Genomic DNA, 25,607 nt, shown 5'->3' with positions numbered 1-25,607 from the left:
GGGGGAGCACCCGGGGGGACACCGGGGGGACGGGGGCGGGCATGGCCGGGCGTGGACGGGTCCTGCGGATGTCGGTCGAGGTGCCGCTGTGGCGCGCGCTCGCCGGGTACCGCGTCCTGACGGCGCTGTACGCCATCGGTCTGGGCGTCACCGCCTTCGACCACTTCGTACGCCCCTGGACCGCCGTCGCGTACTACGCGGTCCTGGTCGTGTGGACGGCCGTCACCCTGCCCCGGGTCACCGGCGCCGAGCGCTGCACCCGGGGCTTCCTCGCGGCCGACCTCACCGTCGCCGTGACGGGCATCCTGCTCACCCCGTTCACCGACGACCCCGACCGGATCGCCGGCGGCGGACCCACCCTGCCCACGATATGGACGGCCGGGGCGGTGCTGGCCTTCGCCCTCAAGGGCGGCTGGCGCTGGGCCGCCGTCGCCTCCACGGCCGTCGCCGCCGCCAACCTGATCGAGCGCGGCGCCCCCACCCGCGACACCGTGCACAACGTCATCCTGGTCTGGCTGGCCTCCATCGCCATCGGCTACGTCGTCGAGGTCGCCCGCGCCTCCGAGCGCACCCTCGCCCGCGCCCTGGAGATCGAGGCCGCCACCCGGGAACGCGAGCGCCTGGCCCGCGACATCCACGACGGCGTGCTCCAGGTGCTGGCGATGGTGCAGCGGCGCGGCGCGGTCCTCGGCGGCGAGGCGGCCGAGCTGGGGCGGCTCGCGGGCGAGCAGGAGGTCGCCCTGCGCACCCTGGTCTCCGGCGGCCTGCTGCCGGTCTCCCGCACACCGCTGGACGCGGGCCCCGGGACGCTGTACGACGACGGCGCCGTACCCCCGGACGACGGCCCGCTCGACCTGCGCACCCTGCTCGCCCCGTACGCCGGGGCCCGGGTCAGCCTGGCCGAGCCGGGCGCCCCGGTGCCGCTGCCGCCGGCCGCCGCGCGCGAGCTGGCGGCCGCCGTCGGTGCCGCCCTGGACAATGTGCGCAGACACGCGGGCGAAGGGGCCCGCGCCTGGATCCTGGTCGAGGACGAGCCCGGCACGATCGTGGTCACCGTCCGCGACGACGGCCCCGGCATCCCCGAGGGCCGGCTCGCGCAGGCCGAGGGCGAGGGCAGGCTCGGCGTGGCCCAGTCGATCCGGGGGCGGTTGCGCGACCTCGGCGGCAGCGCCGAACTGATCTCGGTGCCCGGCCAGGGCACGGAGGTCGAGCTGACGGTACCGAAGAGCGCCGAAGGGGCGCGGGGGAAGGCGGAGAAGCGATGACGGAGCAGGACCCGATCAAGGTCATGGTGGTGGACGACCACCCCATGTGGCGCGACGCGGTCGCCCGCGACCTGGCCGAGTCCGGCTTCGCGGTGGTCGCCACGGCGGGCGACGGCGACCAGGCCGTACGCCGCGCCAAGGCCGCCGCCCCCGACGTGCTGGTGCTCGACCTGAACCTGCCCGCCAAGCCCGGCGTCCAGGTGTGCAAGGAACTCGTCGCCCACGACCCGGCCCTGCGCGTCCTCGTGCTGTCCGCCAGCGGCGAGCACGCCGACGTGCTGGAGGCCGTGAAGTCCGGTGCCACCGGCTATCTGCTGAAGTCGGCCTCCACCGAGGAGCTGACCGACGCCGTACGCCGCACCGCCGCAGGGGACCCGGTGTTCACCCCGGGTCTGGCCGGACTCGTCCTCGGCGAGTACCGGCGCCTGGCCGCCGAGCCCGCCCCCGCGCCCGACACCGACGCCCCCGGCGCACCCCGGCTCACCGACCGCGAGACCGAGGTGCTGCGCCTGGTCGCCAAGGGCCTGAGCTACAAGCAGATCGCCGAACGCCTGGTCATCTCGCACCGCACGGTCCAGAACCACGTCCAGAACACCCTCGGCAAGCTCCAGCTGCACAACCGTGTGGAGCTGGTCCGCTACGCCATCGAGCGCGGCCTCGACGACGAATGAGCCCCCGCGCGGTCCCGTAATTCACCGGAATCGCCCTTCCCACCTCGGTGCGTGAGCTGTATCACGATTAACGTGGCTGGGTCGGGACACCTCGGCGAAGGGACATTCCATGCGCGTCGGAGTACTGACCGGTGGCGGCGACTGCCCGGGTCTCAACGCCGTCATCCGAGGCATCGTCCGCAAGGGCGTGCAGGAGTACGGGTACGACTTCACCGGCTTCAAGGACGGCTGGCGCGGCCCGCTGGAGGGCCGCACCATCCCCCTGGACATCCCCGCGGTGCGCGGCATCCTGCCCCGGGGCGGCACCATCCTCGGCTCCTCGCGGACCAACCCGCTCAAGGAGGAGGACGGGGTGCGCCGGGTCAAGGAGCATCTGCGCGAGGAGGGCGTGGACGCCCTGATCGCGATCGGCGGCGAGGACACCCTCGGGGTCGCCGCCGAGCTGTACGAGAAGCACGGGGTGCCCTGTGTCGGGGTGCCCAAGACCATCGACAACGACCTCTCCGGCACCGACTACACCTTCGGCTTCGACACGGCCGTCAACATCGCCACCGAGGCCATCGACCGGCTGCACACCACCGCCGAGTCCCATATGCGGGTCCTGGTCTGCGAGGTCATGGGCCGGCACGCGGGCTGGATCGCCCTGCACTCCGGGCTCGCCGGGGGCGCGAACGTCATCCTCATCCCCGAGCGGCGCTTCGACGTGGACCAGGTGTGCGGCTGGATCACCTCCCGCTTCGAGGCGTCGTACGCCCCCATCGTCGTCATCGCCGAGGGCGCCATGCCCCGGGACGGTGACGTGGTGCTCAAGGACGAGTCGCTCGACTCCTTCGGGCACGTCCGGCTCTCCGGGGTCGGGGAGTGGCTGGCCAAGCAGATCGAGAAGCGCACCGGCAAGGAGGCCCGCACCACCGTGCTCGGGCACATCCAGCGCGGGGGCACGCCGAGCGCCTTCGACCGCTGGCTGGCCACCCGCTTCGGGCTGCACGCCGTCGACTGCGTACGGGAGGGCGACTTCGGGGTGATGGTCGCCCTCCAGGGCACGGACATCGTGCGCGTCCCGATCGCGGAGGCCACGGCCACGCTGAAGACGGTGAGCCCGGAGCTGTACGAGGAGGCCGGGGTGTTCTTCGGCTGACGGGTCTGGCGCGGCTACGCGGCCCTGGTCCGGGGCCGCAGCACCAGGTCCCGGACCAGCGCCGCCCCGTTCAGGGTCAGCACCGACTCCGGGTGGAACTGCACCGAGACGAACCGGTCCGCGCGCAGCGCGTGCACCTCGCCGTCCGCCGTCCGGCTCACCTCCACACCGTGCGCGGCCAGCCCGGCTGTGGCCTCGTCGTCGCAGCGCGCCACGAAGCTGTTGTAGAAGCCGACCGTCTCCGGGCGCCCGAAGAGGTCCACCGTGGTCTGCGCGCCCTGGTACGGCACCTTCTTGCGGACGATCTCCAGGCCCAGTTCCGCCGCGATCAGCTCATGGCCCAGGCACACCCCGAACACCCCGTGCGCATGCGTGCTCAGGGCGGCCGCCGTCAGCTCCCGCAGCACGCGCATCTTCGGGTCCTCCGGGTCATTGGGGTCGCCCGGTCCCGGGCCCAGCACGAGCGGGCCCTCGTGCGCGAGCGCGGTCTCCCGCAGCCCCGGCTCGTCGTAGCGGCGCACGGTCACCTCCAGTCCCGCCGAGCGCAGCACGTGCGCCAGCATCGAGGTGAAGGTGTCCTCGCCGTCGATCACCAGCGCGTGCACACCGGCCGGCGCGGCCGGCTCCCGCATCCGCAGCCAGAACGGCGCCAGCGCCGCGCGCCGCCCGTCAAGCGCCGCCCGCACCCGGGGATCGTCCGCCAGCCGGGGCAGCGCCCGCTCGGAGCGCGGCCGGGCCGGGAGCACCCCGAGCGCGGCCAGCACGCCCGCCGCCTTCGCATGGGTCTCGGCGACCTCGCCCGCCGGGTCCGAGCCGCGCACCAGGGTCGCCCCGACCGGCACGCTCAGCCGGCCGTCGGCGGCGATGTCGGCGGTGCGGATCAGGATGGGGGAGTCCAGGGTGCGCGCGCCGCCCGCGTCCCGGCCCAGCAGGGCGAGGGCGCCCGCGTAGTAGCCGCGCCCGGTGGGCTCGTACCGCTCGATGACCCGGCACGCGTTCTGCACAGGCGAGCCGGTGACCGTCGCCGCGAACATGGTCTCGCGCAGCACGTCCCGCACGTCCAGCGAGGTCTTGCCGCGCAGCTCGTACTCGGTGTGCGCGAGGTGCGCCATCTCCTTCAGCCGGGGTCCGATCACGACCCCGCCCTGATCGCCGACGGTGCACATCATCTTCAGTTCCTCGTCGACCACCATGGAGAGCTCCTCGGTCTCCTTGGCGTCGGCGAGGAAGTCCAGCAGGTGTTCCGGGGTCGGTCCCTCGGCCGGGTAGCGGTACGTCCCGCTGATCGGGTTCATCACCACCGTGCCGCCCGACATCCGCACATGGACCTCGGGACTCGCGCCGACCAGCGTCCGCTCCCCGGTGAACACCACGAACGTCCAGTACGCGCCCCGCTCGCCGGCGAGCAGCCGCCGGAACAGCGCCAGCGCGTCCGACCGGGAGAAGCCCGGGATCTCGCCCTGGTACGTCCGCCGGATCACGAAGTTGGCGCCCTCGCCGCGCCCGATCTCCTCGCGCAGCACCCGCCCGACGATCTCCGCGTACTCCTCGTCGGCCATGTCGAAGCCGCCGCCCTCGACCTGCACCGCGTGGTCCGGCAGCGTGTCCAGCGCCCGCGCGAGCGGGACCTCGTACGACTCCTCGGGGGTCAGCACCAGGAGCGGGGTGCCGTCGTCGCGGACGTCGAAGCCGCGCTCGCGGATCTGGCGGAACGGGATCAGCGCCAGCCCCTCGTCGGGCAGGCCGGCGAGGCGGTCGCGGGCGGTGACGGGGCCGAGCAGCACCTCCACCGTGGGCTCCTCGCGGCCCGGGGTGCGGCGGTGCAGCAGGGCGAAGGGGCGCGGGTCGGCGGCGAGAAGAGCCAGGTCTGTGGGATCGGTGGGGTTCATGGAGTCCTCTTGCGTCGGTCCGGGAAACGGGACGGCGGACGCCGGTCGGGGAGAGGCTCCGGAAAACACCGAAGGCCGCCCCTCGGGCGGCCTTCGCGAAGTCTTTGAGTACGCGCAGTCAGCGGGCCGCCGGAGAAGCGGTCCACCACCAGTTCTGGATCGTCGGCGCGAACATGGAAAAGACCCTACCGTACCGGCGGGCTGTCCACGGGGCAGTCACTTCGTCTCACCTTTCGAGCCGAAACGGGAGCACGGGTTGCGACCCCGTAATGTTTACAGGGTGACCGTGAACGCTGATTCCCGAGCCGTCGCCGCCGAGGCGACCTGGCGAGACCTGCCCGCGGCGCAGCAGCCCGAATACCCGGATACCGAGGCTCTGCGCGAAGTGATCGCGGAGCTTTCGGCCTATCCGCCCCTCGTCTTCGCGGGCGAGTGCGACCAGCTGCGTGCCCGTCTGGCGTCCGTCGCCAAGGGGGAGGCGTTCCTGCTCCAGGGCGGCGACTGCGCCGAGTCCTTCGAGGCCGTCGGCGCGGAGGACATCCGGGCCAAGGTCAAGACGATCCTCCAGATGGGCGCCGTCCTGACCTACGCGGCCTCCGTGCCGGTCGTCAAGGTCGGCCGGATCGCGGGCCAGTACTCCAAGCCGCGCTCCAAGCCCACCGAGACCCGCGACGGCGTGACCCTGCCCGTCTACCGCGGCGACTCCGTCAACGGCTTCGACTTCACCGAGAAGAGCCGCTACCCGGACCCCGAGCGCCTGAAGCGGATGTACCACGCCTCCGCCTCCACGCTGAACCTGGTCCGCGCCTTCACCACCGGCGGCTACGCCGACCTGCGCCAGGTGCACGCCTGGAACCAGGACTTCGTGAAGTCCTCCCCCTCCGGCCAGCGCTACGAGCAGCTGGCCCGCGAGATCGACCAGGCGCTGAACTTCATGCGGGCCTGCGGCGCCGAGCCGGAGGAGTTCAAGACCGTCGAGTTCTACTCCTCGCACGAGGCGCTCCTGCTGGACTACGAGACGGCCCTGACCCGGGTCGACTCCCGCACCGGCAAGCTGTACGACGTCTCCGGGCACATGGTGTGGATCGGTGAGCGCACCCGCCAGATGGACGGCGCGCACATCGAGTTCGCCTCCAAGGTCCGCAACCCGATCGGCATCAAGCTCGGCCCGACCACCACGGCCGAGGACGCGCTGCGCTACATCGACCGCCTCGACCCCGACCGGGAGCCGGGCCGGCTGACGTTCATCGTCCGCATGGGCGCCGACAAGATCCGCGACCGGCTTCCCGAGCTGGTCGAGAAGGTCACGGCCTCCGGCGCGACGGTGGCCTGGGTGACCGACCCGATGCACGGCAACACCTTCGAGGCGGCCTCGGGCCACAAGACCCGCCGCTTCGACGACGTGCTGGACGAGGTCAAGGGCTTCTTCGAGGTCCACAAGGGCCTGGGCACCCACCCCGGCGGCATCCACGTCGAGCTGACCGGCGACGACGTCACCGAGTGCGTGGGCGGCGGCGACGAGATCTTCGTCGACGACCTGCACCAGCGCTACGAGACGGCCTGCGACCCCCGGCTCAACCGCAGCCAGTCGCTGGACCTCGCCTTCCTCGTCGCGGAGATGTACCGGGACCAGTGAGGCCGAAGTGGCCTGAAGCGTGAAGTAGGGCGCGGATCACATGCGATCCGCGCCCTTCCGCTTCCCCGGCCCCCGGTCACTGGGTTAGGTTAGGTTTGCCTCACCGAGATACGGGATGGCGCAAAACGGCGTTGTCGTCGGAGGTGAACCGGGTGTACGTCTGCAGTTGCTTCGGCATCACCGAGCAGCAGGTCGAGCAGCACGCCCAGGACGGTGCCTGCACCCCGCGCCAGATCGCCTCCGCCTGCAAGGCGGGCACCGACTGCGGCGGCTGTGTCCGCCGCATCCAGGCCCTCCTCGGCCGGGGCGCCTGCCCGCGCCGCGAGCAGATCGCCCAGCGGCCCCCGGTACTGGTCACCGCCGCCGCCGAGGCCCTGCCGCAGCGGCCGGCCGCCGCCTGACCTCCGGCCCTCAGTGGGTGCCCGGACCCGACGCGTCCGGCTGGCTCTGCTCGATCGTGGTCGACAGATACAGCGCCTCGCCCAGCTTGTCGATCAGATCGAGCTGGGTCTCCAGATAGTCGATGTGGTGCTCCTCGTCGGCCAGGATCGCCTCGAAGACGTTCGCCGACGTGATGTCGCCCTTGGCGCGCATGATCTCCACGCCCCGGCGCAGCCGCTCGATGGCCTCGACCTCGATCTGCCGGTCGGCCTGGAACATCTCCGTCGCGGTCTGCCCGACCGAGACATGGAACAGCCGCTGGTAGTTGGGCAGGCCGTCCAACAACAGGATGCGGTCGGTCAGGACCTCCGCGTGCCGCATCTCGTCGAAGGACTCGGCCCGGGTGTACTGGGCGAGCTTCGTCCACCCCTTGTGGTCCTGGAGCTTGGCGTGCAGGAAGTACTGGTTGATCGCGGTGAGCTCGGCGGTGAGCTGCTCGTTGAGCAGCTCGATGACCTCGGGGTCGCCTTGCATCGGGATGGGCTCCTTCCGGGCAAACCTGGCTGATGGTGCCGCATGATTTCACCGGCGCCCGAAGTCGTCCAGTAAGTACATGCTTAGTGGCTTCTGTCCGCATTGCTCCCCGGATGGCCGGGGGACGGCGCCGGAAGCGGTCCTGGGGTGGTCCGGCGCACTCCGTCCGGTCTGTCAGGATGGAGGCATGGGTCATCCGGTGGAACGTGCGTCCGGAGCACGCGCAGAGGCAGAACTTCCGCCGGGGCAGCGCCTCCAGCGCGGCTGGCCGGTCACCCACTACGGACCCGTGCCGAAGTTCCGCCCCGAGCGCTGGGACTTCCAGGTCTTCGGCGCCACCGCCGACGGCGGCAAGCGCGCCTGGTCCCACGAGGAGTTCACGGCCCTGCCGTACGCCACGGTCGTGGCCGACCTGCACTGCGTCACCAAGTTCAGCATGCTGGGCGCCGAATGGGGCGGGGTGCCCGCCCGCGCGGTCCTCGACCTGGCGCCGCCCGCGCCCGGGGTCACCCATGTGATGGTCTGGGCGGAGTACGGCTTCAGCGCCAATCTGCGCCTGGAGGACTTCGCCTCCGAGCACACCGTCTTCGCCACCCACAAGGACGGCGAACTCCTCACCGCCGAGCACGGCTTCCCGGCCCGCCTGATCGTGCCCCACCTCTACGCCTGGAAGGGCCCCAAGTGGGTGCGCGGCGTGGAGTACATGACCGCCGACCGGCGCGGCTTCTGGGAGCAGCGCGGCTACCACAACATCGGCGACCCGTGGCGGGAGCAGCGCTATTCCTACCAGGAGCAGCCGGGGGACGGCCCCGAACTCTGAGCCGCGCCCCCTTGTACGGCGCTCAGCCGTCGCGGAGCCGCTTCAGCCGGGCCACGTCCGCCGCGTGCCCCTCCTTGCCGCCCGGGGTCTCGATGACCAGCGGCACGCCCGCCGTCGCGGGGTGGTTCAGCAGGGCGCGGAAGGGCTCCTCGCCGATGTGCCCGGCGCCGATGTTCTCGTGCCGGTCCTTGTGCGCGCCCGCCACGTCCTTGGAGTCGTTGGCGTGGATCAGCTTCAGCCGCCCCTCGCCCACGGTGTCCACCAGCAGGTCCAGCGTCTGCCGCATCCCGTCGGGGCCGGTCAGGTCGTGCCCGGCGGCGAAGATGTGACAGGTGTCCAGGCAGACCCCGAGCTTCGGGTGGGAGTCCAGCGCCGCGAAGTACGGCCCGAAGTCCCAGGTGCGCGAGCACAGCGAGGCACCCTGCCCGGCCGTCGACTCCAGCAGCAGGAACGGGTCGTCGTCATGGGTCAGCTCGTCCAGGAGCGGCAGCATGTGCTCCCGCACCTGCTTCAGGGCCACCTCGCGGGCCCGGCCGCCGGTCGCGCTGCCGGTGTGCACGACGACCCCGAGCGCGCCGATCTCCCGGCCGCGCCGCAGCGAGTGGCGCAGGGACTCCACGGACTTCTCGACGGTGGCCTCGGTGTGCGAGCCGAAGTTGATCAGGTAGGGCGCGTGCACGTACGCCGGGACCGACTCCTCGGCGCACGCCGTGCGGAACGCCTCGTCCTGCTTCGGGCTCCCGGCGGGCGTGGCCCAGCCGCGCGGGTTGGCGACGAAGACCTGCACCGTCTCCGCTTTCAGCTCATGGGCGTAGGAGAGCCCGGTCGTGTGCAGCCCGCCGGCCACCGGCACATGGCCGCCGACGGGGTTGCGCGGGGCGCCGGACAGGGATGCGGATGCGGGGGAGGGGGCCTGGCTCGTCACCCGTTCAGGGTGTCACGCCGGCCCCGCCCGCCGGACCGCCGAGGGCGGTGAGACCGGTCACCGGAAGGGGACCGGTCACAGGCCGGCAAGGAGGGGGACCGCAGGTCAGCGGATCGTCAGGGTGATCGTCGAGCCCTTGGGCGCCTTGTCGCCGCCCGCCACGGACTGCTCGCGCACGCTGTCCCCGAACAGGCCCAGCAGCCCGCGGTCCTTCTCGACCTCGAACCCGGCCGCCTCCAGCACCTTGGTCGCGGTGTCCACGTCCTGCCCGGTCACGTCCGGGACCACGACCATCTCGGGGCCCTTGGACAGGGTCAGCGTCACCGTGTCGCCCTCGGCGGCGGTGCCCTCGGCCGGGGTCTGCCGGACCACCTCGCCCTTGTCGTAGTCGGAGGAGTGCACCCGCTCCGGGGCGACCTTCACCTTCAGGCCCGCGTCGGTCAGGTCCTGGGTGGCGTCGTCCACGTCCTCGCCGGTGACGTCCGGGACGTCCACCTGACGGCCCTTGCTGACCACCAGCGCGATCGCGGAGTCCGCGTGCCGCTCGGTGCCCGCCCCGGGGGTCGTGGAGATCACCGCGCCGCGCTCGACGTCGTCGCTGAACTCCCGGGTCACCATGCCCGGCTCCAGACCGGCCGACTTCAGCCGGGTCCGGGCCTCGGCCAGGGCGCGGCCGGTCAGGTCCGGGACCTTCACCGTCTCCGGGCCCAGCGAGACGGTCAGGCCCACCGAGCCGTGGTCGCGGATACGGGCGCCGGGGGAGGGGTCGGAGCCGATGACCTCGCCCCGCTCCACGGTGTCGCTGTAGGCGCGGCGCACCTTGCCCACGTCCAGACCGGCCGACTCCAGGCGCTTCTTGGCCTGCGCCTCGGTGCGCGACAGCAGCGGCGGGACCTTGGTGAACTGGCCCGCGTTGACGTACCAGACGCCCGCGCCGAGGAACAGCACCACCAGGGCGGCGACCAGCGCGAGCACCCCGCGCCGGGGACCGGTGGCGCGCCGGGGCGGCAGGGGGTCGGCCTCCAGACGGGCCGTGTACCGCACGTCACCGCCGTCCGGCTCGCCCACCGGCAGCGGGCGCGGCACGGTCAGCGAGCGCGGGATCACGCTCGTACGGTCCTCGGCGTTGTCGTGTCCGGCCGTGAGCGCGGCCGGCGGCTCGGCGTCGAGCTGCTCCTCGGTGAGCGCGGAGCGCACCCGCAGCACCTCGCCGAGCAGCGCGGCCGCGTCGGCGGGGCGCCCGGCGGGCGTGCGCGCGGTCGCGGCCGCCACCAGCGCGTCCAGCTCGGGCGCCAGCCCGGGGACCAGCGCCGAGGGCGGGGGCACGTCCTCGTGCAGGTGCTGGTAGATCACCTGGGCGGGGGAGTCCCCGGAGTGCGGCTTGGCGCCGGTCAGCATCTCGTAGAGCACGACACCGCACGCGTACACGTCCACGCGCGGATCGGCGGCACCCCGCTCGATCTGCTCCGGGGCCAGGTAGGAGACGGTGCCGAGGACGGCGCCGGTCGTGGAGGTGACGGTGTCCACCGAGCGCACCAGGCCGAAGTCGGCGACCTTGACCCGGCCGTCGTCCCCTATCAGCACGTTCTCGGGCTTCATGTCCCGGTGCACGAAACCGGCCCGGTGCGCGGCGCCGAGCGCGGCGAGCACCGGCTCCAGGATGTCCAGCGCGGCCCGGGGCCTGAGTGCCCCGCGCTCGCGCAGCACGTCACGCAGGGTGCACCCGGCGACGTACTCCATCGCCAGATAGACGTACGAGCGGTCGGTGCCCTGGTCGAAGACCTGCACCACGTTGGGGTGGGAGAGCCGGGCGACCGACTTGGCCTCCCGGATGAAGCGCTCCACGAACGCCCGGTCGGCGGCCAGCGCCGGGTGCATCACCTTGACGGCGAGCACCCGGTCCAGGCGGGTGTCCAGGGCCCGGTAGACCGTGGCCATCCCGCCGACGGCGATCCGCGCGTCGACGCGATAGCGGCCGTCGAGCACCTGCCCGACCAGGGGGTCCTGAAGCGTTGCATCCACGCCAAGGAGTCTACGAGGGACGACCGGCACTCCCCTCCCGGGAGAGGCCGCCGGGACGGGATTGCGGCAGAGCTGTGACGAGGCACTCAGCCGAACGCGGGGCGCTCGGGGTCCAGGTGCGCGCGCCCCTCGACCGGCGAGGACGCCTCCGCGAAGTGCCTGCGCGGGATGCGCCCGGCCAGCCGCGCCAGGCGCCCGGCGAGCACCGCGTGCCGCATCGCGCCGGCCATGGTCTCCGGTTCCTGCGCCCGGGTGACGGCCGAGGCGAGCATCACGCCCGCGCACCCCAGTTCCATCGCCAGCGCCACGTCCGAGGCCGTGCCCGCGCCCGCGTCCAGGATCACCGGCACGCGCGCGTGCTCCACGATCAGCTGGAAGTTGTGCGGGTTGCGGATGCCGAGCCCGGAGCCGATCGGCGAGCCCAGCGGCATGACGGCCGCGCAGCCCACGTCCTCCAGCTTCCGGGCGAGCACGGGATCGTCGTTGGTGTACGGCAGCACGGTGAAGCCGTCGTCCACCAGCGTCTCGGCGGCCTCCAGGGTCTCCACCGGGTCCGGCAGCAGGGTCCGCTCGTCCGCGATGACCTCCAGCTTCACCAGATCGGTGCCGAGCGCCTCGCGGGCCAGGCGGGCGGTGAGCACGGCCTCTCCGGCGGTGTAGCAGCCGGCCGTGTTCGGCAGCACCCGTACGTTCAGCTTCTCCAGGACCGACAGGACCGAGCCGTGGGTGCCGGGGTCCACGCGGCGCATCGCGACCGTGGTCAGCTCGGTGCCGGAGGCGGTCAGGGCACGCTCCAGGACGTCCAGGCTGGGGGCACCGCCGGTGCCCATGATCAGCCGGGAGTTCAGGGTCAGGCCGCCGATGACCAGGGGATCGTCGCTCATCGTTCAGCCTCCCTGTACGGCGGTCAGCACCTCGACCCGGTCGCCCTCGGCCAGGCCCGTCTCGGCCCAGCGGGTGCGCGGGACGACGGTCTCGTTGAGGGCGGCGGCCACCCCGGAGGGGGCCGGGGTCAGGGCCCGCACCAGGGCGTCGAGCGCGGTGCCGGGGGCCACCTCGCGGGGCTCCCCGTTGACGGAGATGTTCATGCGGAGTGCTCCAGGGTGGTGGATACGGCGCCCGCGGGCGCGGCGGCGGTCGTGGCGGCGAACCGGGCCGGGGTGAACGGGCGGGCCACCTCCGGCAGTTCGGCCCCGGTCAGCAGGTCCGCCATGACGTCGCCGGTGACGGGCGTGAGCAGCACGCCGTTGCGGTGGTGGCCGGTGGCGAGCAGCAGCCCGTCCAGGCCGGAGGCGCCGAGCAGCGGGGCGTTGTCGGGGGAGCCGGGGCGCAGTCCCGCGCCGGTCTCGGTCAGCGGCAGCTCGGTGATCCCGGGCACCAGTTCATGGGCGTCGCGCAGCAGCTCGTACACCCCGCCCGCGGTCACCGTGGTGTCCCAGCCCTGCTCCTCGGTGGTGGCGCCGACGACCAGCTCGCCGTTCTCGCGGGGCACCAGATAGACCTGGCCGCCGCGCACCACGGCCCGGACGGTGCGGCTGAGGAACGGGGCGTACCGGGGCGGCACGGTCAGCCGCAGCACCTGGCCCTTGACCGGGCGCACCGGCGGCAGCACGTCCGCGGGGACCCCGGTGAGCCGTCCGCTGGTGCTGCCGCCCGCGAGGACCACCCGAGGGGCGCGCAGCACGGTGCCGTCCTCGGAGGTGACTCCCACGGCCCGCTCACCGGCCATGTCGAGCCGTGCGGCCCAGGACCGGTGGAACGCCACCCCGGCCCGCTCGCAGGCCAGCACGAGGGCCGTGGCGAGCCGTCTCGGGTCGATCTGGTGGTCCCCGTCCACCCGGAGTCCGCCGCGCACGCCCGGCGCCAGCATCGGCTCCAGGCGGCGGCACTCGCGCCCGCTCAGCCACTCCGACTCCAGACCCGAGCGGAGCTGGAGCGCGTGCAGTTCGCGCAGATGGGCGCGGTCGTCGGCGTCGAGCGCGACCGCGAGGGTGCCGCAGCGGCGGTAGCCGAGGCCGAGCCCGGTCGCCTCCGTCAGCTCGGCGGCGAAGTCCGGGTAGCGGCGGGCCGACTCCAGGTTGAGGGCGAGCAGCGCCTCCTCGCCGTAGTGCAGCTCGGTGACGGCGGCGAGCATCCCCGCCGCGACCCGCGCGGCACCGCCGCCGGGCTCGGGGTCCACCACGGTGACGGCGAGCCCGCGCAGCGCGGCCCGCCACGCCGTGACCAGGCCGATGATCCCGCCGCCGACCACGAGCACGTCGCTCGCGCCCGCTTTGCCGGAGTCCCCGTGAACGTGCGGACCAGGCTGTTTGGACGTACGTGCGTGCATGGGCGTCCAGCCCCTCCCTTCGCCGGCATGACCCGGATCAGGTTCGTACGGTCGGAGGCCGCCAGCCTCCCTCTCAGCCCGGTGCGTCCGGGCTCCCGCGAGTGCTTTCTACGGTGGCCACCCTAGTCCTCGGCCCAGGGCACCGGTATGGCGGCCCGGGCGCGCGGGCGAGGTCGGCGCCGGTGATCGCGCGGCCGTCTATGGTGGCCGGGTGAGCGAGCAGACAGCGCCGGAGGGCGCGGAGGGCGGGCGGCGCGTGGTCGTCGCCGGGGCGGGCATGGCCGGGGTGCAGACCGCGGTCGCCCTGCGCGAGCAGGGCTTCGACGGGACCATCACCCTGATCGGCGACGAGCCGCACAAGCCGTACGACCGGCCGCCGCTGTCCAAGGGCCTCCTCCTCGGCACGGCCGAGGACTCCGCCTTCGACGTGGACTTCGCCTCCCTCGGCATCGACCTCAGGCTCGGCGTCGCCGCCGTCGGCGTACGCCCCGCCGACCACGAGCTGGACACCGAGGCCGGTCCCGTCCCGTACGACGCGCTGGTCCTCGCCACCGGCGCCGATCCGGTCCGGCTGCCCGGCACGGACGACGCGCCCGGCGTGCATCTGCTGCGCACCCTGGACGACGCCCAGCGGCTGCGCCCGGTCCTCGCCGGGCAGCACGACGTCGTCGTGGTCGGCGCGGGCTGGATCGGCGCCGAGTTCGCCACCGCCGCGCGCGAGGCGGGCTGCGCCGTCACCGTCGTCGAGGCCGCGGACCGGCCGCTGGCCGAGGCGCTGCCCGCGGAGGCCGCCGCCCCGATGGCCGGCTGGTACGAGGCGGCGGGCGTCGAGCTGCGCACCGGCGCGCGCGTGGAGCGTGTCGAGCCCGGCGCGGTGGTGCTCTCCGACGGCACCCGGCTGCCCGCCGACGCCGTCGTCGTCGGCATCGGCGCCCGTCCCGCCACCGCCTGGCTGGCCGGTTCGGGCATCGAGCTGGGCGAGCACGGCGAGGTCCTGGCCGACGACCGGCTGCGCACCTCGGCCGAGGACGTGTACGCGGTCGGCGACTGCGTCTCGTTCCCCTCGGCCCGCTACGGCGAGCGGCTGCTCGTCCACCACTGGGACAACGCGCTCCAGGGCCCGCGCACGGTCGCCGCCGACATCCTGGAGGCCGGGACGGCGCCCTACGACCCGGTGCCGTACTTCTGGTCGGAGCAGTTCGGCCGCTTCGTGCAGTACGCCGGTCACCACGCGGCCGCCGACCGCGCCGTCTGGCGCGGTGAGCCGGGGGACGCGGCCTGGAGCCTGTGCTGGCTGCGCGAGGACCGCCTCGTCGCCCTGCTGGCCGTCGGCCGGCCGCGCGATCTGGCCCAGGGGCGGCGGCTGATCGAGTCGGGCCGCCCCCTGGACACGGACGTCCTGGCGGACCCGGCGCGGCCGCTGAAGGAGGCCGTGGCGGGATAGCCGGGCCCGGGTACACGGCGGGCCGGCCGGGCTTTGGGGCGACCCGGGCGGACCGTCCTGGTTTCCTCCCGTCGGCAGAGGATGGCAGGCTTGGTCCTGTGACCGAGATTGAAGCGAAGATCGATGCTCTCGTCCCCGCCTGGCTCACCCTCCCCGACATCGCCGAACAGTTCGGCGTCGAGGTGACGCGTGTGCGGCAGCTGGTCAAGGAAGGCCAGATCATCGCCGTACGCCGTGGTGAGAACCGGGCGCTGCACGTCCCCGCCGCCTTCATCGACGGGGACAAGATCGTCAAGGGCCTGACCGGCACCTTGACGCTCCTGCGGGACGACGGCTTCACGGTCGAAGAAATGATCGAATGGCTGTTCACCCCCGACCCCTCCCTGCCGGGCACCCCCGCCCAGGCCCTGAGCGAGAACCGCGGCACGGAGGTGAAGCGCCGGGCCCAGGCGCTCGCCGTCTGACCCACCGCACCGCAGGACGGCGTACCGGCTGACCGCCCGTACGCCGTCCGCACTCACGCGCCACATCACTGATCAACCCCGGGGGACCCCGTATGTCCGACACCGCCCGCACCCGCCTCGCCGACGCCCGGCTCTACCTCTGCACGGACGCGCGCACCCGGCAGGGCGACCTCGCCGAGTTCCTGGACGCGGTCCTCGCGGGCGGGGTGGACATCGTGCAGCTGCGCGACAAGGGCATGGAGGCCGCCGAGGAGCTGGCGCACCTGGAGGTCTTCGCCGACGCCTGCGCCCGGCACGGCAAGCTGCTCGCGGTGAACGACCGCGCGGATGTGGCCCACGCGGCCCGCGCCGACGTGCTGCACCTCGGCCAGGGCGACCTGCCGGTGCCGGCCGCGCGCGCGATCCTCGGCGACGACGTCCTGACCGGCCGCTCCACCCACAGCGAGGCCGAGGCCGCCGCGGCCGCCGTCCAGGAGGGCGTGGACTACTTCTGCACCGGCCCCTGCTGGCCCACCCCGACCAAGCCCGGCCGCCCCGCGCCCGGTCTGGACCTCGTCCGGTACACCGCCGGGCTCGGCACCGACCGCCCCTGGTTCGCCATCGGCGGCATCGGCCTCGGCAACCTCGACCAGGTGCTGGAGGCGGGCGCCCGCCGGGCGGTCGTCGTCCGCGCGCTCACCGAGGCCGACGACCCGGGCGCGGCGGCGGCGGAGTTCGCCAAGCGGCTGCGCGAGGTCTGACCGAGCGGCTGCGCGAGCTCCGACAGCCCCCCGAATTCCGCCGTTCCTGTCCAAGGGATGGACAAGCGTCCGGCAATTCGGCCATATCGCCGGTTCCCGGTTGGGGGACCGGCGCCCCCTGGCTAACCTGCCGGTATGGCCCTCGGAACCGCATCCACCAGGACTGATCGAGCCCGGACCGTCCGGGACATCCTCGCCACCGGCAAGACGGCGTACTCCTTCGAGTTCTACGCGCCGAAAACCCCCAAGGGCGAGCGGAACCTGTGGGACGCGCTGCGCCGGGTCGAGGCCGTCGCGCCCGACTTCGTCTCCGTCACCTACGGCGCGGGCGGCTCGACCCGGGCCACCACGGTCAAGGAGACACAGCAGATCGTCGTGGACACGACGCTCACCCCGGTCGCCCATCTGACCGCCGTGGACCACTCGGTGGCCGAACTGCGCAACATCATCGGCCAGTACGCCGACGCGGGCATCCGCAACATGCTCGCCGTGCGCGGCGACCCGCCCGGCGACCCCATGGGCGACTGGGTCGCGCACCCCCGGGGACTGACCTACGCCGCCGAACTCGTCCGGCTCATCAAGGAGTCGGGCGACTTCTGCGTCGGCGTCGCCGCCTTCCCCGAGATGCACCCGCGCTCCAGCGACTGGGACGCCGATGTGTCCCACTTCGTGGACAAGTGCCGCGCGGGCGCCGACTACGCGATCACACAGATGTTCTTCCGGCCCGAGTCCTACCTCCGGCTGCGCGACCGGGTCGCGGCGGCGGGCTGCGAGACGCCTGTCATCCCCGAAATCCTGCCGGTCACCAGCGTGCGGATGCTGGAGCGATTGCCACAACTCAGCAACGCCGTCTTCCCGTCCGGGCTGAAAGAGCGGATCCTCGCGGCGAAGGACGACCCGGCGGCTGTACGCTCCCTTGGCATCGACTTCGCCACGGAGTTCTGCGCGCGGCTGCTCGCGGAGGGAGTGCCCGGACTGCACTTCATCACGCTCAACAACTCCACGGCGACACTGGAAATCTACGAGAACCTGGGCCTGCATCACCCCCCGCGGGCCTAGACCGGCCGCACCGCCATACGACACACTGCGTAACGGTCATTGGGAGAGGGGCGTACATGGGCTGGACGGTCCTCTACATCGCGTTCGGCATCGTCGCGCTGTGGTTGCTCGGCGAAGTGCTGCTTCAGTACAAGGCGCGGCTGCGCTGGCGGCTGCTCGCCTTCACCGGATTCCTCGGCGTCGTGGTCGGCGTACTGCTGCCGTCCGTGATCGTCATCGGCATAGGCGCGATCGCCTTCGCGGTCGGCCAGACCTACGTCACGCTCTCCTTCCGCAAGGGCTTCGCGGCGGGCTGGGCGGTCAAGCGCCCCGACGACGGCGAGGAGGCGCCCGCCAAGCGCCGCCGGGGCCGGGGCGGCGAATACCAGGACCCGGTGCTCGGCGCCTCCGGTGACGCCGACGGCGACACCGAGCCCGCCTACGAGCCCCCCGCCTACGCCCGCGAGAGCGCCGACTTCGACGACGACGGCTACGACCGGGACGACGTCTTCACCCCGGTCCGCGCGCCCGAGCCCGGCGCCACCGAGCCGGCCACCGTCTACGAGCCCCAGCCGATGCCCGACGACACCGGCTCCTACGGCGTCTACGGCGACCAGACCCCGGCCGCCGCCCAGCAGCAGCCCCAGCCCGCCGCCGAACAGGCCTACGCCTACGACTACTCGGGCTACGACCAGACCCAGCAGCAGGCGTACGGCTACGACGCCAACGCCGCCGCCCAGGGCTACGGCACCTACCAGGACCCGTACGCCGCCGCCCAGACCCAGGACTACAGCGGCTACGACGCCTCCGGTTACGGCCAGCAGCAGTACGCCCAGCAGACGCAGCAGACCCAGCAGGCCTACGGCCAGGACACCGGCTACGGCACCGGTGGCTACGGCGACGCCCAGACCCCGGCCGGTGGAGTCTGGGTCCCGCAGCAGCGCACCGACGAGTACGGCGGCGAACTCCCGCAGGAGCAGCCGTACCCCTACCAGGGCCAGGCGCAGCAGCAGCAGCCGAACGCCGGGTACGACGAGCAGTACCGCTACTGAGCGCGGCCGCGGCTCACGTCGAGCCGCGGAACTCCGGCCCCTCCACGACGAGTCCGGCCACCAGCGCGCCCGACATGCCCTCGTGCGGCAGCCCGCCGCCGGGGTGGGCCCGGCCGCCGACCCGGTAAAGACCGGGCAGTCGCGTGGAGTTGGCGGGGTGCAGGAACCGGCCGCCGCCCGCCGCGAGCGAGGGCGCGGACACGGCACCGGTCCGGTCCGGGGGCAACGCCTCGTGCCAGAGCAGGCGTTCGCGCAGGTCCGGTATGGCTTCGCCCGCGGCGTCGAGCATCAGCTCGGTGGCGTGCCGGACGAACCCCGGCTCGTCCCCGTACGCGTCCCTCGGGATGGTCGCGCAGAGCACGGCCGACTCGTGCGCGTCGTCCGGGCGGAGCGCGGGGTCGCCGGGGCGCAGCACGGTCGTCGTGGGGCGCCGCAGCTGGTCGCCGCCCGGGGCCACCAGGAAGTCCAGCTCGATCTGGTCGTCCGGGGCGTGCACCACCGTGCGGTGCGGGGCGCCCTCCTCCCGGGCACCGCGCAGGGCGAGCAGCACGGTGAAGCGGACCGCGCCGGAGGGGGCGAACCCGGCCGGGACATCACCCTCGCCGTCCAGCGGACGGTCCGTCAGCGAGCCGAGCAGCACCGGGTCCACGCCCGCCACGACATGGTCGGCCTCGACCGCGGAACCGTCGGCCAGCTCCACGCCCGCCGCCCGGCCGTCCTTCTCCACGACCCGCGTCACCTCGGCGCCGAAGACGAACTCCACCCGGCGCCGCACACACCGCTCGTACACCGCGCGGGCCAGCTCGCGCATCCCGCCGCGTATGTACCAGGTGCCGAAGGCGTGTTCCATGTACGGCAGCACGGCCGCGCTTGCGGGGGCGGTGCGCGCGTCCAGGCCGTAGGCGAGGGCGTGGCTCGTCAGCAGCACCTCCAGGCGCTCGTCGCGCAGCTCCCAGGCGCCGACCTCGGCGAGCGTCGAGGCGCGGCGGGTGCGCAGCAGCTTCTTGTGCGGGACCGACGGGTAGGGCTCGCGGTCCGCCAGCACCCGCCAGTTGGGCCACAGGGGCTCTTCGAGGAGGGGGCGGCGGGTGCGGTCCCAGGCCTCGCGGGCCCGCACCAGGAAGTCGCCCCAGCGCTGCCCGGCCCCGGCGCCCAGCGTCTCGTCCAGGGCCGCGACGACGCCCGCGCGCGAGGCGTTCGGCAGGTCGACGCGGGTGCCGTCCGCGAAGACGTGCCGTGCGGAGGGGTCCACCTGGACCAGCTCGACCAGGTCCTCCAGCGGCTCCTTGCCGGTCTTCAGGAACAGATCGCGGTAGACGGCGGGCAGCGGCAGCAGCCCCGGGCCGGTGTCGAAGGCGAACCCGTCCCGCTCGAAACGGCGCACCGCGCCGCCGTACGTCTCGTCCCGCTCGTACACCGTCACCCGGTGGCCCGCGACGGCCAGCCGGGCGGCGCACGCCATCGCGCCCATCCCGGCGCCGATCACCGCAATCCGTGCCATGACCGCGACTTTACCGACCCCCACTGACAACCCGGCCGGAGAGGGCCCCGGCCCAGGGCGCTAGGGCGGTCCCTGGATGCGCGAGGCGAGCCGGCGTTCCTCGCGGCGCTGGGCCCGGCGGCGCAGGAAGCGGCGGATGCGGGAGACCAGGAAGACCATCACGACCAGCCCGGAGACCAGCAGCACCGCGCAGATGATCGCCGCCGCCTCGGGGTGGAACATCGCGAACGACACGATCCCGCCCACCCCGAGGTCCTCGGCCAGGCTCAGCACGATGTTGCTGACCGGCTCGGGCGAGGTGTTGACCGCCATCCGCGTCCCGGCCTTCACGGCATGGCTGGCCAGCGCCGTCGAACCGCCGAGCAGCCCGGCGGCCACGTCGGAGAGCGACCCGCTGTGCCCGGCGAGCAGCGCCCCGATCCAGGCGCCGGCGAGCGGCCGGACCACCGTGTGCGCGGAGTCCCACACCGAGTCCACGTACGGGATCTTGTCGGCGACCGTCTCCAGCAGGAAGAGCACACCGGCCGCGATCAGCACCTCGGGGCGCTGCAGGGTCTGCGGGACGTCGTCGCTCACCCCGGTCAGGCCGAACAGGCCGAGGAGCAGCACCACCGCGTAGGCGTTGACGCCGCTGGCCCAGCCGCTGGTGAAGACCAGGGGGAGTACGGACACGGAGGCGATCGTAACCAGGGCGCGGCCGGGAGGGGCGGGTTCGCGCGCGGACGGCTGAGTATCCGTACCTAGGCGGCGAGATGAGTAGCCGCGCGGATGGGCCGGAGCGCGTCCGGGCGGGAGAGTGGAGGCACGGCAAGGGGGCGCGGCCCGGCACCGCCGACACGGGGCGGCGGAACGGTGCCCGCCCGCCTGCCGCTCCTTCCGCCGACCAGTCGGCGGAAGCGAGACACGGGGGCCCGTGGACCGACCGCCACGGGGACCGGGAAGGGGCCGTACGGGGGTACGGGGGAAACAGGAGGGCGCCGGTCCGTCGTCGTGACGGACCGGCGCCCTCCGCCCGTTTCAGCGGTTGCCGCTCACCCGGCCCTGGAGCAGCCGGGACAGCGCCGCGTGCACGTCGTCCAGCGAGCGCTCCGGCTGGAACGCCTGCCAGTCGAGGGCAGCCACCAGCACCATCCCGACCAGCGCGGCCGCCGTCAGCTGGACGTCGATCTCCGGGCTGAACTCGCCCGCCGCGACACCCTCCCGGAGCACGTTCTCCACCACGGCGACGGCCTCCTGGCGCACCACCATGAGCGTGGACTGCCAGGCGCGGTTGGTGCGCCACAGCTCGGCCACGTAGAGCTGGGTGAAGGCCGGGTAGCGGTCGATGAACTCCAGGCCCGCCCGGATCATCGCGTCCAGCGCGTCCACCCCGCTGCCGCCCTCGGCCGCCGTCCGCTCGGAGGCCTCCCGCAGCGAGGCGGTCAGCAGTCCCACGCCGTGCCGCAGCAGCTCCTCGAAGAGGACCGACTTGCTCGCGAAGTTGTAGTAGACCGTGCCCTTCGCGACCCCGGCCCGCTCCGCGATCTCGTCCACCGTGGTGGCCGAGAAGCCCTGCTCGGCGATGAGCGTGACGGCCGCCTCGTAGAGCCTCTGCCGGGTGGCCTCGCGGCGCGTGCTGCCGCCGGACGTGGCGCTGGTGCTTTCCATGGACCCGATTCTCACAGGTACGCGCGCGTGCCGGATCTCCCCGGGCGGCCCGGCGATCACAGGCTCAGCTCCGGGTGCAGCCGGTCCAGCGTCCACACCTGACGGCGCCGGGCCGCGACCGCCGTGAGCGCGAGGGCCCCGGCGGTGAACGCGAGCAGCACCGCGCACGCCTGCCACACCGGGCCGAGCCCGCCGCCCGTGATCAGCCGGCGCAGCGCCGAGACCACGTAACTCATCGGCAGATACGGGTGGATGGCGTTGAAGAAGCCCGGGCTGGTCTGCACCGGGTAGGTGCCGCCCGCCGAGGTCAGCTGGAGCATCAGCAGCGCGAGGACGAGGATGCGGCCCGCCGCGCCGAAGCGGGCGTTCAGCCACTGCACGATCGCCGCGAAGCACGCCGTGACCAGGAACAGGAACCCGACCGTCCCCGCCGGACGCGCCATCCGCAGCCCGATCCCCCAGTGCAGTACGGCCATCAGCGCCAGCACCTGGAGCACCCCGACGGCGACCACCGGCAGCCAGCCGGCCGGGGCGATGCGCCGCGCCGGGGCACCGGCGGCCAGGGCGCGCCGGTTGAGCGGCGGCAGCAGCATGTAGGCCACCATGGCGCCCACCCACAGGGACAGCGGGATGAAGTACGGGGCGAAACCGGTGCCGTAGTTGGGCGCCTTGTGCAGGTCGTGCGAGGCCAGGCGCACCGGGTCGGCCATCACATCGGTGCGCTCGTCGCGGTCGTGCTTGTCGTAGTCGGGGATCTTGCGCGCCCCGGCGTGCAGTCCGCCCGCGAGCTTCCCGGAGCCGTCGGAGAGGCGGTACAGACCGCCGTCCAGGGTGCGGGCGCCCGACTCTGCCCTGCCGATGCCCTTGTGCAGGGCGACCGCGCCGGATTCGGCGGTGCCGAGGCCGGTGTGCAGCTTCTCGGCGCCGGCGGCGACCCTGGCCGCGCCGTCGTTCAGCTTGTTGATCCGGGCCACGGCGTCGGAGAGGTCCTCGTGCAGATGCGGGGCGCGCTCGGCGAGGGCGCGGGACTGCGTCCGAAGGGTCTTGAGGTTCTTCCGCATGGTCGTCAGATCGCCGTCCTGGTCGGCGATCACGGTGTTGAGGTCGTCGGCCACCTTCGCCACGTCCTCCGCCGCCTGCCGGGCCTTCTTCAGGTCCGGGCAGGCGGGGTCGGGCAGCGTGGCCGTCTCGCAGCGGGCGTGGTAAATCCCGGTCAGTACGTCGACGGAGGCGTGGGCCGTCTTCGCCGCGCCCGGGGCGAGCCGGACCAGGGTGTCGAGGTGGTCGTCCACGGCACCGGCCGAATCGGCCACCAGGCGCGCGGTGTCGCCGATCGTCTTCTCGTTGTCCTTGAGGAACGGACCGGCCTTGGCGTAGACCCGGTCGACCTTGTCGGCGAGGGTCTGCGTGCCGTCCGCGACCTGCCGCGAGCCGTCGGCCAGGTCGGCCGAGCCCTTGGTGAGCCTGGTCAGGCCGGTGGAGAGCTTGCCGCTGCCGCTGTTGGCGTCCTTGAGCCCGTCGGTGAGCTTCCTGGCGCCCTTCTCCGCCTTGTCGAGGCCCTGTTGGAGCGTGTCGGCGCCGTCGGCGGCGGTCACCGTCTTGTCGTGGATCGTGGAGAACGACACGAAGATCTTGTCCAGGAAGGACCGGGACGCCTTGGTGGAGGCGGCCGAGCGGACCTCCGCGAACACGGTCCGGGAGATCTGCCCGACGATGTAGTTGTTCGCGTCGTTCGTACGCACCCGGAGCGCGCCCGTCTCCGGCGAGTCGCCCGAACTGGACGCGATCCGCGCGCTGAAGTCCGACGGCATCGTCAGGGAGAGGTAGTAGGTGCCGTCCTCCACACCCCGGCGGGCCTCGGCGTCGCTCACCTCGTGCCACTCGAAGGCGCGGCTGTCGCGCAGCCCGCGCACCAGGTCGTCACCGGCGTCCAGGTGCTTGCCGGCGACCGTCGTGCCCTTGTCGTCGTTCACGAGGGCGACGGGGACGCGGTCCAGGCGGCCGTACGGGTTCCAGAACGACCACAGGTACAGGGCGCCGTAGAGGAGCGGCAGCAGGAGCAGCGCGACGAGGGCGGCGCGGGGGAGCCGCCCCCGCCCGAACCGCCTCAGCTCAAGCGCGGCGAGCCGGGGTGAGCGCATCGGTGTCGGCCTCCTTCCGGGGCTCGGTCTCGGTGCCGGTGCCGGTGCCGGTGCCGGTGTCGGTGTCGGTCTCGGCGTCGGTGTCGGTCTCGGCGTCGGCCTCGGCCTCGGCCTCGGTGGAGACGATCACGCAGTCCTCCGGGGCGGTACGGCACACCGCGAGGACGGTCGTGCCTGAACGTGCCAGGGAGCGCAGCAGGGTCCACACCTCGGCGCGCTCCTCCTCCGACAGCCGCAGCTCCGCGTCGTCCACCGCGAGCAGCCGGGGCCGGCCGACGAGGGCGAGGGCGACGGACAGCCGCAGCGCCTCAAGCCGCTCCAGGTCCCGTACCGGCGTCCGCGAGCCCTTGGGCAGCGTCTCCGGGTCGAGCCCGGCGGCGGCCAGGGCGGCGTCGGCACGCAGCCGCGCCTCGTGCAGCCGGTCGGGGCGCGGGCGCAGGGCCTCGCGCAGGGAGTCCCCGAACCGCCGTTGCAGCAGCGCCCGTTCGCGCAGATGCTCGGCGACGGTGAGCGCGGGCTCCAGATCGGTGACCCCCGCCATGTTGGCCACGGCGCTGATCTTCCGTACGGCCGCCATCCGCCGGGGCAGCGCGAGCCCGCCCACCACCGCCGTCCCCGCGCTCGGCTTCATCCGCCCCGTGAGCGCGAGCAGCAGACTGGTCCGCCCGGAACCGGACGGCCCCGCGACCGCGACGAGCGACCCCGCCTCCGCACTGAACCCGACCCCCCGAAAGGCCCACCCCCGCGGCCCCTTGACCCCGAACTCCTCGGCCGTGACGTCCACGCCGTCCACAGGCCCCCCTACGTTTTTGAACTGACTGGTCAGTTCAAAAGTATGCCGGACGGCGGAAGTGGGCGGAACAGCGGGGGTGTTCGGACTCCGTGTACCCGGCGACGACCCCCGTTCTCCTCACCGGATCCCCGGGAATCGCGCGTCCGGACCGCGGGTCTAGGCTGGCGCGGTGACTGATGAGCGGGAGCGTGTGCGGCCGTCGGGAGTATGGGCCACGGCGGTGGGGGTGGCCCGGGTGCGGGCACTGGAGACCGAGCGGGAGAACGCGCTGTTCCGCGACCCGCTGGCGAGGGCCTTCGCCGAGGCCGGCGGTCTGTGGCCCACCTCGCCGCCGCCCGCCGACGAGGCCGCGCGTCGCCGCCGGCTGGGCGTGGCCTTCTCCATCGTCATCAGGACGAAGTTCCTCGACGACCTGCTGCGCGAGGCCTCCGCGTCCGGGGTGCGCCAGGTCGTGCTGCTCGGCGCCGGCATGGACAGCCGGGCCTTCCGGATGGACTGGCCCGAGGGCACCCGGCTGTTCGAGGTGGACACCGCCGTGCCCCTGGACTTCAAGGAATCGGTGCTGCGCCAGGAGCGGGCCGTCGCGCGGTGCCAGCGGATCACGGTCCCGGTGGATCTGCGGGAGGACTGGCCACGCGCCCTGGCCGCCGCGGGCCACGACCCGGCGGCCCCGACTGTGTGGATCGCCGAGGGGCTGCTGATCTATCTGCCCGAGGACGCGGTGGAACTGCTGCTGGACCGGATCGGCGCGCAATCGGCGCCGGGCAGCCGGCTGGGGCTGACGCTGGGCTCGCGCGGCGTGATCGAGCGCTTCGGCGCGGACGCCGCGCCGGGATCGGCGGCGTCCCTGTGGGTCTCGGAGATGCCCGACGACCCGGTGGGCTGGCTCGCCGGACACGGCTGGGAGGCGAGCGGCCACACCCTGCGCGAACGCGCCGCCGCCTACGGCCGCCCCCTCGGCACCCCGCCGCAGCGCGAGGAGGGGCCTGGGGGGCTGATCTCGGCGGTGCGGCGGTAGTTCGGCGGCAGGGCGACCGCTGTCCGTCCCGGGAAGGGCCGGTGGTGTCCGTCCCGGGAAGGGCCGGTGGTGTCCGTCCCGTGAGGGGGCCGGTGACGCGGTGCGGCCGGCCCTCCTCGTATGCCCGGCATCGGTGCGAAAGCGCAGGTCGGGGCGGAT

At 73.4% G+C, this 25,607-nt stretch carries 25 protein-coding genes and 1 riboswitch; of the genes, 12 read left to right on the top strand and 13 right to left on the bottom strand.

Going from position 1 to position 25,607, the window contains the following annotated elements; all coding sequences use genetic code 11:
- The first annotated feature begins 41 nt into the window (after positions 1 to 41).
- From macS to AB0898_RS20760, 3 genes are all read left to right on the top strand, one after another.
- The gene (gene macS / locus AB0898_RS20770) at positions 42 to 1,265 is read left to right on the top strand and encodes a MacS family sensor histidine kinase (RefSeq protein ID WP_366804412.1); all 1,224 of its coding nucleotides are present in this window, start codon (positions 42 to 44) and stop codon (positions 1,263 to 1,265) included.
- Positions 1,262 to 1,936 carry a response regulator transcription factor gene (locus tag AB0898_RS20765; RefSeq protein ID WP_018545565.1) on the top strand — a complete coding sequence of 225 codons (675 nt, stop codon included), beginning with the start codon at positions 1,262 to 1,264 and terminating at the stop codon, positions 1,934 to 1,936. Before macS ends, AB0898_RS20765 begins: the two co-directional genes overlap by 4 nt.
- A 109-nt stretch (positions 1,937 to 2,045) precedes the next feature.
- On the top strand, positions 2,046 to 3,074 hold the full coding sequence (locus AB0898_RS20760) for a 6-phosphofructokinase (RefSeq protein ID WP_366804411.1): 1,029 nt from the start codon (positions 2,046 to 2,048) through the stop codon (positions 3,072 to 3,074).
- A gap of 14 nt (positions 3,075 to 3,088) precedes the next feature.
- Here AB0898_RS20760 and AB0898_RS20755 read toward each other — a convergent pair whose 3' ends face one another.
- Entirely contained in the window at positions 3,089 to 4,963 is a 1,875-nt protein-coding gene (locus AB0898_RS20755; RefSeq protein ID WP_366804410.1) for an anthranilate synthase family protein, read from the bottom strand.
- 118 nt (positions 4,964 to 5,081) lie between these two features.
- The gene (locus AB0898_RS20750) at positions 5,082 to 5,138 is read right to left on the bottom strand and encodes a trp operon leader peptide (RefSeq protein ID WP_356098408.1); all 57 of its coding nucleotides are present in this window, start codon (positions 5,136 to 5,138) and stop codon (positions 5,082 to 5,084) included.
- Between the two features lie 105 nt (positions 5,139 to 5,243).
- Between AB0898_RS20750 and AB0898_RS20745 the strand changes: the two genes are divergently transcribed.
- Together AB0898_RS20745 and AB0898_RS20740 are read left to right on the top strand one after the other, a co-directional pair.
- A complete protein-coding gene (locus AB0898_RS20745) occupies positions 5,244 to 6,599 on the top strand; it encodes a class II 3-deoxy-7-phosphoheptulonate synthase (protein ID WP_407078373.1) in 1,356 nt (451 codons plus the stop codon).
- Positions 6,600 to 6,742: 143 nt separating this feature from the next.
- A complete protein-coding gene (locus tag AB0898_RS20740) occupies positions 6,743 to 7,000 on the top strand; it encodes a bacterioferritin-associated ferredoxin (RefSeq protein WP_407078374.1) in 258 nt (85 codons plus the stop codon).
- A gap of 10 nt (positions 7,001 to 7,010) precedes the next feature.
- Here AB0898_RS20740 and bfr read toward each other — a convergent pair whose 3' ends face one another.
- On the bottom strand, positions 7,011 to 7,514 hold the full coding sequence (gene bfr, locus AB0898_RS20735) for a bacterioferritin (protein ID WP_366804407.1): 504 nt from the start codon (positions 7,512 to 7,514) through the stop codon (positions 7,011 to 7,013).
- Positions 7,515 to 7,701: 187 nt separating this feature from the next.
- Between bfr and AB0898_RS20730 the strand changes: the two genes are divergently transcribed.
- Positions 7,702 to 8,334, top strand: a complete 633-nt coding sequence (locus tag AB0898_RS20730) for a sulfite oxidase-like oxidoreductase (protein WP_366804406.1) — start codon at positions 7,702 to 7,704, stop codon at positions 8,332 to 8,334.
- A gap of 22 nt (positions 8,335 to 8,356) precedes the next feature.
- Here the strand turns inward: AB0898_RS20730 and AB0898_RS20725 are convergent, their stop codons facing one another.
- The 5 genes from AB0898_RS20725 to thiO form a co-directional block, all read right to left on the bottom strand.
- The gene (locus AB0898_RS20725; RefSeq protein ID WP_366804405.1) at positions 8,357 to 9,259 is read right to left on the bottom strand and encodes a deoxyribonuclease IV; all 903 of its coding nucleotides are present in this window, start codon (positions 9,257 to 9,259) and stop codon (positions 8,357 to 8,359) included.
- Positions 9,260 to 9,364: 105 nt separating this feature from the next.
- Positions 9,365 to 11,281: a Stk1 family PASTA domain-containing Ser/Thr kinase gene (pknB, locus tag AB0898_RS20720; RefSeq protein ID WP_366804404.1), complete on the bottom strand. Its 1,917-nt coding sequence runs from the start codon at positions 11,279 to 11,281 to the stop codon at positions 9,365 to 9,367.
- Positions 11,282 to 11,367: 86 nt separating this feature from the next.
- The gene (locus AB0898_RS20715) at positions 11,368 to 12,165 is read right to left on the bottom strand and encodes a thiazole synthase (protein WP_366804403.1); all 798 of its coding nucleotides are present in this window, start codon (positions 12,163 to 12,165) and stop codon (positions 11,368 to 11,370) included.
- Positions 12,166 to 12,168: 3 nt separating this feature from the next.
- Positions 12,169 to 12,369 carry a sulfur carrier protein ThiS gene (gene thiS, locus AB0898_RS20710; RefSeq protein WP_366804402.1) on the bottom strand — a complete coding sequence of 67 codons (201 nt, stop codon included), beginning with the start codon at positions 12,367 to 12,369 and terminating at the stop codon, positions 12,169 to 12,171.
- Positions 12,366 to 13,610, bottom strand: a complete 1,245-nt coding sequence (gene thiO, locus AB0898_RS20705) for a glycine oxidase ThiO (RefSeq protein ID WP_366804401.1) — start codon at positions 13,608 to 13,610, stop codon at positions 12,366 to 12,368. The genes thiS and thiO overlap by 4 nt, the downstream gene beginning before the upstream one ends.
- Positions 13,608 to 13,719: riboswitch (TPP riboswitch) on the bottom strand. Its footprint overlaps the gene before it by 3 nt.
- A 102-nt stretch (positions 13,720 to 13,821) precedes the next feature.
- Between thiO and AB0898_RS20700 the strand changes: the two genes are divergently transcribed.
- From AB0898_RS20700 to AB0898_RS20680, 5 genes are all read left to right on the top strand, one after another.
- Positions 13,822 to 15,054, top strand: a complete 1,233-nt coding sequence (locus tag AB0898_RS20700; protein ID WP_366804400.1) for an FAD-dependent oxidoreductase — start codon at positions 13,822 to 13,824, stop codon at positions 15,052 to 15,054.
- Positions 15,055 to 15,152: 98 nt separating this feature from the next.
- Complete coding sequence (locus AB0898_RS20695; RefSeq protein WP_366804399.1) at positions 15,153 to 15,518, top strand: Rv2175c family DNA-binding protein; 366 nt, start codon at positions 15,153 to 15,155, stop codon at positions 15,516 to 15,518.
- A gap of 92 nt (positions 15,519 to 15,610) precedes the next feature.
- Positions 15,611 to 16,258 carry a thiamine phosphate synthase gene (gene thiE, locus AB0898_RS20690; protein ID WP_366804398.1) on the top strand — a complete coding sequence of 216 codons (648 nt, stop codon included), beginning with the start codon at positions 15,611 to 15,613 and terminating at the stop codon, positions 16,256 to 16,258.
- 135 nt (positions 16,259 to 16,393) lie between these two features.
- Positions 16,394 to 17,317 (top strand): methylenetetrahydrofolate reductase [NAD(P)H], encoded by a 924-nt coding sequence (metF, locus tag AB0898_RS20685; RefSeq protein ID WP_366804397.1) that lies wholly within the window; start codon positions 16,394 to 16,396, stop codon positions 17,315 to 17,317.
- Between the two features lie 56 nt (positions 17,318 to 17,373).
- The gene (locus tag AB0898_RS20680) at positions 17,374 to 18,348 is read left to right on the top strand and encodes a hypothetical protein (RefSeq protein ID WP_366804396.1); all 975 of its coding nucleotides are present in this window, start codon (positions 17,374 to 17,376) and stop codon (positions 18,346 to 18,348) included.
- A gap of 13 nt (positions 18,349 to 18,361) precedes the next feature.
- Here the strand turns inward: AB0898_RS20680 and AB0898_RS20675 are convergent, their stop codons facing one another.
- The 5 genes from AB0898_RS20675 to AB0898_RS20655 form a co-directional block, all read right to left on the bottom strand.
- On the bottom strand, positions 18,362 to 19,849 hold the full coding sequence (locus tag AB0898_RS20675; RefSeq protein WP_366804395.1) for an NAD(P)/FAD-dependent oxidoreductase: 1,488 nt from the start codon (positions 19,847 to 19,849) through the stop codon (positions 18,362 to 18,364).
- Positions 19,850 to 19,909: 60 nt separating this feature from the next.
- On the bottom strand, positions 19,910 to 20,521 hold the full coding sequence (locus tag AB0898_RS20670) for a DUF4126 domain-containing protein (protein WP_366804394.1): 612 nt from the start codon (positions 20,519 to 20,521) through the stop codon (positions 19,910 to 19,912).
- Between the two features lie 345 nt (positions 20,522 to 20,866).
- On the bottom strand, positions 20,867 to 21,496 hold the full coding sequence (locus tag AB0898_RS20665) for a TetR/AcrR family transcriptional regulator (RefSeq protein ID WP_366804393.1): 630 nt from the start codon (positions 21,494 to 21,496) through the stop codon (positions 20,867 to 20,869).
- Positions 21,497 to 21,552: 56 nt separating this feature from the next.
- A complete protein-coding gene (locus tag AB0898_RS20660; protein WP_366804392.1) occupies positions 21,553 to 23,637 on the bottom strand; it encodes a YhgE/Pip domain-containing protein in 2,085 nt (694 codons plus the stop codon).
- Positions 23,609 to 24,430: an ATP-binding cassette domain-containing protein gene (locus AB0898_RS20655; protein WP_366804391.1), complete on the bottom strand. Its 822-nt coding sequence runs from the start codon at positions 24,428 to 24,430 to the stop codon at positions 23,609 to 23,611. The genes AB0898_RS20660 and AB0898_RS20655 overlap by 29 nt, the downstream gene beginning before the upstream one ends.
- A 169-nt stretch (positions 24,431 to 24,599) precedes the next feature.
- Here AB0898_RS20655 and AB0898_RS20650 point away from each other — a divergent pair, with 169 nt between their 5' ends.
- Positions 24,600 to 25,448 (top strand): class I SAM-dependent methyltransferase, encoded by an 849-nt coding sequence (locus tag AB0898_RS20650; protein ID WP_366804390.1) that lies wholly within the window; start codon positions 24,600 to 24,602, stop codon positions 25,446 to 25,448.
- The last annotated feature ends 159 nt before the right edge of the window (positions 25,449 to 25,607 follow it).

The sequence above is a fragment of the Streptomyces sp. NPDC005435 genome (assembly GCF_040703155.1).
In the GTDB taxonomy this organism is placed as follows: domain Bacteria; phylum Actinomycetota; class Actinomycetes; order Streptomycetales; family Streptomycetaceae; genus Streptomyces.
Note: the sequence above shows the minus strand (reverse complement) of the source record. Positions and strands in the feature narration are given on the sequence as shown.

Bases quoted from the DNA above. Each gene is read 5' to 3' on its own strand.
- AB0898_RS20765 (WP_018545565.1), top strand. From the start codon at position 1,262: ATGACGGAGCAGGACCCGATCAAGGTCATGGTGGTGGACGACCACCCC.
- AB0898_RS20680 (WP_366804396.1), top strand. From the start codon at position 17,374: ATGGGCTGGACGGTCCTCTACATCGCGTTCGGCATCGTCGCGCTGTGG.
- AB0898_RS20730 (WP_366804406.1), top strand. From the start codon at position 7,702: ATGGGTCATCCGGTGGAACGTGCGTCCGGAGCACGCGCAGAGGCAGAA.
- AB0898_RS20675 (WP_366804395.1), bottom strand. From the start codon at position 19,849: ATGGCACGGATTGCGGTGATCGGCGCCGGGATGGGCGCGATGGCGTGC.
- thiS (WP_366804402.1), bottom strand. From the start codon at position 12,369: ATGAACATCTCCGTCAACGGGGAGCCCCGCGAGGTGGCCCCCGGCACC.
- bfr (WP_366804407.1), bottom strand. From the start codon at position 7,514: ATGCAAGGCGACCCCGAGGTCATCGAGCTGCTCAACGAGCAGCTCACC.
- AB0898_RS20755 (WP_366804410.1), bottom strand. From the start codon at position 4,963: ATGAACCCCACCGATCCCACAGACCTGGCTCTTCTCGCCGCCGACCCG.
- metF (WP_366804397.1), top strand. From the start codon at position 16,394: ATGGCCCTCGGAACCGCATCCACCAGGACTGATCGAGCCCGGACCGTC.
- AB0898_RS20715 (WP_366804403.1), bottom strand. From the start codon at position 12,165: ATGAGCGACGATCCCCTGGTCATCGGCGGCCTGACCCTGAACTCCCGG.
- macS (WP_366804412.1), top strand. From the start codon at position 42: ATGGCCGGGCGTGGACGGGTCCTGCGGATGTCGGTCGAGGTGCCGCTG.
- AB0898_RS20760 (WP_366804411.1), top strand. From the start codon at position 2,046: ATGCGCGTCGGAGTACTGACCGGTGGCGGCGACTGCCCGGGTCTCAAC.
- AB0898_RS20665 (WP_366804393.1), bottom strand. From the start codon at position 21,496: ATGGAAAGCACCAGCGCCACGTCCGGCGGCAGCACGCGCCGCGAGGCC.
- AB0898_RS20660 (WP_366804392.1), bottom strand. From the start codon at position 23,637: ATGCGCTCACCCCGGCTCGCCGCGCTTGAGCTGAGGCGGTTCGGGCGG.
- thiO (WP_366804401.1), bottom strand. From the start codon at position 13,610: ATGCACGCACGTACGTCCAAACAGCCTGGTCCGCACGTTCACGGGGAC.
- thiE (WP_366804398.1), top strand. From the start codon at position 15,611: ATGTCCGACACCGCCCGCACCCGCCTCGCCGACGCCCGGCTCTACCTC.